The 6,971-nt window shown below is 66.1% G+C and carries 5 protein-coding genes; 1 reads left to right on the forward strand and 4 read right to left on the reverse strand.

Going from position 1 to position 6,971, the window contains the following annotated elements:
• Nucleotides 1-418 precede the first annotated feature (418 nt).
• From ABIA33_RS37890 to ABIA33_RS37905, 4 genes are all read right to left on the reverse strand, one after another.
• A complete protein-coding gene (locus ABIA33_RS37890) occupies nt 419-2,206 on the reverse strand; it encodes an IS481 family transposase (RefSeq protein WP_370088764.1) in 1,788 nt (595 codons plus the stop codon).
• Between the two features lie 289 nt (nt 2,207-2,495).
• Entirely contained in the window at nt 2,496-2,678 is a 183-nt protein-coding gene (locus ABIA33_RS37895) for a hypothetical protein (RefSeq protein ID WP_370088766.1), read from the reverse strand.
• Between the two features lie 225 nt (nt 2,679-2,903).
• Entirely contained in the window at nt 2,904-4,229 is a 1,326-nt protein-coding gene (locus tag ABIA33_RS37900) for an esterase/lipase family protein (RefSeq protein ID WP_370088768.1), read from the reverse strand.
• A 182-nt stretch (nt 4,230-4,411) separates the two neighbouring features.
• The gene (locus ABIA33_RS37905) at nt 4,412-5,134 is read right to left on the reverse strand and encodes a DUF4145 domain-containing protein (RefSeq protein ID WP_370088770.1); all 723 of its coding nucleotides are present in this window, start codon (nt 5,132-5,134) and stop codon (nt 4,412-4,414) included.
• 1,650 nt (nt 5,135-6,784) lie between these two features.
• Between ABIA33_RS37905 and ABIA33_RS37910 the strand changes: the two genes are divergently transcribed.
• The coding region (locus tag ABIA33_RS37910; RefSeq protein WP_370088772.1) for a hypothetical protein at nt 6,785-6,971 on the forward strand (187 nt) is incomplete at its 3' end.

Here is a 6,971-nt window from a genome sequence, read left to right on the forward strand (position 1 = left end):
AGCACAAATACCCCCCGCGGCCGTTGGCCACCATCCACGGGCTCGACTCCCGATCAGCCGAGACTACGACCACTGGCTACCGCACACCACGCCGTTAGCCTGCTGCTGGCGATCGGACTCCCCTGGGAGTCTGCGTCAGCGGGTTCGCCAGGATGCTGAGGCGCTGACTGATGCCCTGCAGGCGGAAGCCGTCAAGCAGGGGCAGGGCCTCAGTGAGTTCCCCGGCATCCGCGACCCCTCGCGCTGGCAGTGCAAGCTGCGAGGCCACTGGTGGGCTGAAGTACGGGCTGAGCTGATTGCCCGTCACCGTGCCGTCCAGGATGGCGAAGGCCACCCCTGTCATGTGAGGTCTCGGGACTTTGTTGACAGCTTGGCCTCGGGACATCGTTGACGGTCTCATGTGATGCGCGACAGTGCGTCAGAGCTTCGGTGCGTGGATCTTGGCTCTGAAGCGGGTAACCGGGTGCTGGTTTTTGCGGGGGTGGACTACGAGGTCGGCGCCGTTGAGGGTGACGCGGAAGTAGGTGTCCTCGACGTGGACGGTGACGAGCTCGCCGGCGTAGGTGCGTCCGATGCGGAGCCGTTGGCGGGCGACCATGATGACGCCGTCGGCGGGGACCTTGCGCTCGACGTGGATCGCGCCGGCGGCGGGCGCGGGCAGTTCGCCGGCGGCGACCCGGGCGCCTCGAAGACCGGTGCGTTGTTCGGCGTTGATCGGGGCGGGCAGGGATTTGGCCAGTACGCCGTCGTGGATCACGTGCATGAGCTGCCCGTCGAGTCGGAGGGTGACGCGACGGTTGGCCAGCTCGTAGCCGATCTTCACGCGTGCATTGCCAAGCAGGGCTATGCCGAACTGGTTGACGTTGCGGTCGGCCTCGATGACCGTGCCGGGGTCCGTCTCGCCTGGCCGGACGGCGGCGGCCGCGGGTGGTGGTCCGGCTTTGACCGCGCCGCGCATCGCGAGCTCCCGCAGGTTGTCCGGGCTCAGGCACGATGCGGTGGTCTTGATGAGCTTGCCGTCGAGGCTGATGTGGATGGTGAGCTCGTCGACCCAGACGTGGACCCGGCGTCCGGCGTAGTCCTTGCCGAAGCGGACGCGTTGGACCCGGGGCAGGACACCGACGTGGCCGCTGGGGGTGACGACGGTCTCGAACTCCAGGGCCGGTGCGGACGTCGGCATCAGCAGCGCGGGCGGCCGCGGTTCGGCGACGAGGTCGGGCTCCGTGTCGGGTGTCCGCACGGGGACGACGGTCGTGGGCTCGGGGAGAGGGTTGGGCCGGAACCGGCTGGCCGGGGTGGCCATGTCCAGCGCCTGGTGCGGCCGTGCGGTGTTGTAGGTGTGGACCCAGGCGTCGACTGCGGCCTGGGCGGCGGGCAGGTCAGCGAACGGGCCGGCGACGTCGAGCAGTTCTCGCCGCAGGGTCTGGTGCCAGCGCTCGATCTTCCCGGTGGTCGTCGGTGAGTAGGGCTTGATCAGCTTGGCGGTGATGCCGTTCTCCCGGCAGACGCGCTCGAACAGAACCTCGGCCGGACGGGGCTTGGTGAAGCGGCCGGTGAACTGCTTGCCGTTGTCGGTCAGCACCTCGGCCGGAACGCCGTGGACCCGCATCGCGCGGACGAACGCGTCCGCGACGGCCCGCCCGGAGGGCACCGCGAGGACCGAGGAGACGACGACGAACCGGGAGTGGTCGTCGATCCCGGTGAGCATCTTGCACTCGCGACCGTCCGCCAGGTAGATCCCGCCGACCAGGTCCATCTGCCACAGGTGCATCGGAGTCTCGCGCTGCCAACGCCGGTACTTGCGCCGGTGCTGCTGCTTCTGATGCCGGATCAGTCCGCTGCGGTCCAGCACTCGGTGCACAGTCGCCCGCGACGGCGCCGGGATCGTGCCGGTCCGCGCTATCTCGTGGGCGATCCGGCGGGCTCCCCACCGCGGGTTGGCCCGGCGCATCTCGCAGACGAGCGCCTCGGTCTCGGCCGGGAGCCGGTTCGGGCTGGTGCGCGGCCGCCGGGACTTCTCCTTCAGCCCGTCCAGGCCGTCGGCCGCGTGCTTGGCCTTCCACGTGTAGACCGTCTGGCGGGACACCCCGTAGCGCACGGCCACCTCGCTGACCGGCGAGCCGTCGAGCACCTCAAGAACCGCCCGGTACCGCTGCTCGACCAGCCAAGCCGGGCGCTGCCCAGCAGCGTCGTCCCCCTCAGTCACAGCGACCAATGATCAAGGGCCCACGCGGCATCGTCAAGGATGTACCGAGACAACTGTCAATGAACTGCCGAGACTCTCATGTCGCCTATGTCTTGAGGCCACACATCACAACCCCACCTGGGGTCCGAGGGCGCCTCACTGCGTGATATCCCGTTGGCCCGCCTTGGCGTCCGCGACTGCGGGCCCGTTGACGGCACGGCCGGGATCAGGGGCGACCATCGCGTTCCTTCGGGCGGCGCTCACGGGCGCTTCCTTGGTCCCGCCTGCCGTGCCGGCTATCGCGCGCGGTCTAACGCTTCGGCGGCGGCGTGGTCGACATGGCTTCCTCGTACCAGGACCAGAAGTCGAGCAGGCTGCCGTGGTCGGCTTCAAGCTGTGGAACGATCTTCGAGTCGTGGCCCGGGCGGAACTTCCCGCCAGCTGTGGTTTCCGTGCAACGACAGCCGCACAGGCGGCCCTGCTTTGTAGTCATAGCCTGGATGGTGCCACTCACCCCGTTGTTGTCACCAGTGTGTACGGCGGTACACAGGGGCGTGCGATCCGGTCTCGCCGTCGTCTGCGTGAGCGTCGTGGAGGCAGAACCGCGCGGCCGCCGAGTCGGCCCGGCCCCTGCGGTCGGGCGACCACTCGCTCGTCGGGCCTTCGTGTTCATGTGCTGTGAAGCCAGGCCGGTGCCAGGGAGGCAGCCGTCGAGAACCTAAGCGTGTGCGGGTTCGATGTTTTCGATGCGGTCGGTGCGCCACATGATGATCTGTGTGGTGCCGTGACCGTACCAACCGGTCCCGAGGGCGACCTGGAGCACCGGCTCGGTGGCTTCCCAGAAGGCGAGTCTGTCTTTCATGGCCTTGGTGACGCGGTACGGCGCGGTGCTGATGACGGATGGCCGGCCATCTTTAAGCCAGTACACAGAATGATCCGACCAGTGGGCGTCCTTTGAGTCGATACCTGTCCCCTGACAGCCGATGTCGGGTGTGCACTTCCTGCTCGTGTCGCGTAGGAGCCAGTAGGGGCAGCACCCGCTGGTGCTGGTTTTGAGTCCGTAGCGCTCCGCCCAGTTCACCAGCACACGCTGCCGGGCTTTCAGGTCGGCCTGGTCCTCCAGGGTCTTAGGCTCGACGTTCATGCCGTACGGCCAGTTGATTCCACCCTCTACGCGACCGAGTACGAGTGCTGCGCGCGCATAGAAGTCGGACGTGCCAACCTTTTTGTGGGCTGCCGGAGGCGGGGCGCTGAAGGCCGCCTGGCGGATGTCGACGTGGTGGCCAGCGGTGGGGCCAGCGGCCGGTTCTTCCTGGGCCGACTGAGTGTCGGGGTTCCGGTCGCGGAGGATCAGCAGGTCGTGCTTGAGGGAGGTGTAGGAGCGGTGTTGTGCGGAGTCGGGGCGCACGATCGTGAAGTGGTTTCCCGGCAGGACGTTCGCGTTGCTGAAGACGCTGCGGGCCGAGGCAGGGGTGACGATGTTGTCCGTCTCGCCGGCGTAGGCGGCAATCGGGATCGGACACGTACTCGATGCGATTGTCTGGGCGGCGGAAACCTGGTTGATGACGGTGCGCTGTGCCTCGATGACATCGGGGTTGATAGGTGCCAGTCCTCGTACCTGGGGGTTTCCGCGCAGCCAGGCATGGCGCAGGGGCAATCCGAAGCCAGACCCGGCGTTCGGGCAGGCGAACAGCACGATACGTTTGATGCGAGCCAGTTCGACGCCGCGCCCGTCGTGGAGCATCCGGGCCAGATACCGCTGCACGATCAGTCCGCCCTGGCTGTGTGACACCAGTACCAAGCGTTCGAACCCACCCGCCTCTACCTCCAGGTATCTGCGGAGGCTGTCGGCGATGTCGTTGACTGTGGGGATGCGACCCAGGGGGAGCGGCAGCAACGGAGACGCGTACTCGAAACACAGGGGCGTGACGAACGACAGGTCGGGGTCGTTGGCGATGAGCGGCAAGAACCACCGCCAGACAGCAGGGGAGGAGAAGAGGCCGTGGATGAACACGACACCGACCTGTGTGTCCGACGATTCCACGCATTCCTCCGCGCTCCGCAAACGACTGAGGACAAGCTACCGACCTGTGGCCTCAGCACGGGCCGACTCGCACCTGTCCGGCTGTGCGCCAAGTCACGCGCACAGTTGGGCTCGACGCCGACCAGGAGATCCCAGCGAAGTTCACTGGGGTGAGGGGCGTCCTGTAGCGCGTGCTGAAGGCGTCAGGGGCGCTTGGCGCGGCTTCGGTGCACCTTCGCCGGCAGGATGTAGAGGAATCGGATCATGTGTCCGATGAACTCGGCCAGCTCGGTGGCTTCCTCCATTGAGACGGGATCCAGTGTCGATGGATGGGCGCCGGCGTTGCCGACGGTCCGGATGTGATCGGCGAACTCTCCGAGAGCGGCGTCGAGGTCCTTGTCGTCAGCCATCTGCTTGAGCTGGTCGAAGAGGTTTCTCTTGGCCTTGGCTGCAGCGGAGCCGCGGTCATCCACGATCAGCGCGAGTGCGCTGCGGAACATGACGGCCGCAGCCCGAGGGGCCTGTGTCGCCAGGCAGCGACTGCCTTCGGCGACGGCGTCGGCAATGGCAGCCGGGACGTCCGGGTTTCCGGGTTGCATCCCGGGAGACGGCCACCAGTGCATGCCGCGCCAACGGACTCTGCTACTCTCGCGCTCCTTCTCCTCGACCACCGCGATGCCCTGGCGGCATCCTTGGCAGACCAGCACGGTGACCCGCTCGGTCTCCGTCGGGGTGGGTTGCCCGGCGCGGTTGGTCATCAGCTTCGAATAATCGAAGGTGACCGCGGTGGACCCGAGGTTGGAGAAGTTGCTCTGCCGATCACAGCGGGGACAGGTGCCCCAGGGCTGGTCGGTGTCCGGCAGCTGTTCGTCATGGGAGGTGGGAGCTTGCCGCGCGGCTGCGACGAGGATCGCCGGATTGACCATCGTGTGTCCCTGCTGTTGCTCAAGACGCTGAGTAGAACGATGAGATGAATCAGGATAGGACGTCCGGGTGACACTGGATCAAATCCACGGTCGGCCGGGGGGGATCTGTGCCCTGGTCGTCGCGTACTGCGGTGCTGTGGCGTCGTTGGGAGGCCAGGGCCCGGGCGGGCGTCGGTCGGCCGCGATCGGGACTGGCTGTACAGCGAGGCTGGCGCTGGTGGTGCGCAGGAGTCGGCCAGCTTCACCGGGACGTCCAGCAGCCGTGCCCGCGCTATCACGGTGGCCGCTGGGTTCGGCTCTCGGGGACGGGGGCGGGGCGCGATACTGGTCGGGTGACTGACGACCGCTCGCGACGAGATGAGCTCAGTGAGGCGTTGGCGGTGGCCAGCCCCTCCCCGGGGGAGGTACACGAGGCGTTGAGTGGACCCATGCCCTCGGTCGATGCCGTCGCCCCAGAGGGGCTGATCATCCTGCGTGGCCCTCGGCGTAGAGGAGCGGTGCTGCGCCGTGTTGACGTCTGGATTCTCGTTGGCACACTGGTGTTGGTCGTCCTGACTGCGGTGCTCGTCTTTGAGGCTGGTTGATCGTCAGGGGCTGCCGGGTGCGCGTCTCGTAGTCGTAGCGCACCCGTGCTGCTTGCCAGCCGCGAGCCGCCACCACACCAGCCAGCGGTGCGGGCTTCCTGGGCCTGTGCAGTGATCCCGCACCCATCTGTCGTCGGCTGCTGTCCTCTCCGGCTGTTCGGCTTGGCTGTTCGTCTGGGCCTGGCTCAGTTCCGCTGTGTGCCCTGTTCCTTGACACTGGGACAGGCCGCTGGCCGGCACTGTCCAAAATGGCGTCGACGGTAGCCTCGAAACCACCACCTCGGCCGGTTTGTTGTGGCTTGCAAGCTGGGAACCTGCATGTGGTGTGCCGTTCGGTTGGTGTTCTCCCGGCCTCCTGCCCCTCCTCTCCCGCCCTCTCACCCCGCTCCTGCCCCTCCTGGCTTGTCCTTCGGTCGGGGCTGCCGTAGGCAGCCCCCCTTGGGGGGAGGCGCCGGCACCGGGCAGGCCCGACAGGGCCCACCCTCCCCACCCCTCCTCCAGCGCGGCCCGAAGGGCCCGCCGCCGAGTCCATTCTGACTCTCCCTCAGATCACCCCCACCTATTTCACGGCCACAATTCCCATTCCAATTTCTTTCTGACACGACATCAGAAACAGAAATCTGACGCACCCAAACCCAGAAATAAACAATGACACCATGCTAGATCAATCTCGACATCGAAACACAATTCAACCCACCGGACATAGACCCCAGTCAGCCTGATACGATCACCCCAAGAAAGAAAACCAACCGCCCCCATAAGCACCCCCACCGGACACCCCACCACACCCCCGATAAACCCCCAACGAAAACCCCGCCCACCACCACCGGGCCAACGGCCCGGAACACCCAGCACAGACCCAGGCCTAAGGCCCCACCACCCACTCCCACCATCGAACGAACGCCCCGTCAAGAACTCTCACCAGGCAGGGAGTAGCCCGAATCTCGTAACCACCGAACATCCCAAAACTGATGCACCCTCACCACGCAGCCCCGAAGGGGCCAATCAAAAACAAGTCTGCCAACGGCAGACAATCCCAACCATCACAATTCACCGAAGGTGAAAAATGAATTCCGAAGGAACTCAAAACCCCACCACCAACACACCTGGATTCCCCGAAGGGGAAACCAAAACCGCCAACAAAGAATCCCGAAGGGATTCGACCCAAGCCACCAACGAATTCCCCGAAGGGGAATTATGTGGTGCGGGGAATTCCGAAAGGAATTCCCTAAGGCCATTTATGGCCCCGCCCC

The organism is Streptacidiphilus sp. MAP12-16 (assembly GCF_041262165.1).
Taxonomy (GTDB): domain Bacteria; phylum Actinomycetota; class Actinomycetes; order Streptomycetales; family Streptomycetaceae; genus Streptacidiphilus.

Coding starts and splice junctions, on each gene's coding strand:
- ABIA33_RS37895 (WP_370088766.1), bottom strand. CDS start 2,678: ATGACTACAAAGCAGGGCCGCCTGTGCGGCTGTCGTTGCACGGAAACC.
- ABIA33_RS37905 (WP_370088770.1), bottom strand. CDS start 5,134: ATGGTCAATCCGGCGATCCTCGTCGCAGCCGCGCGGCAAGCTCCCACC.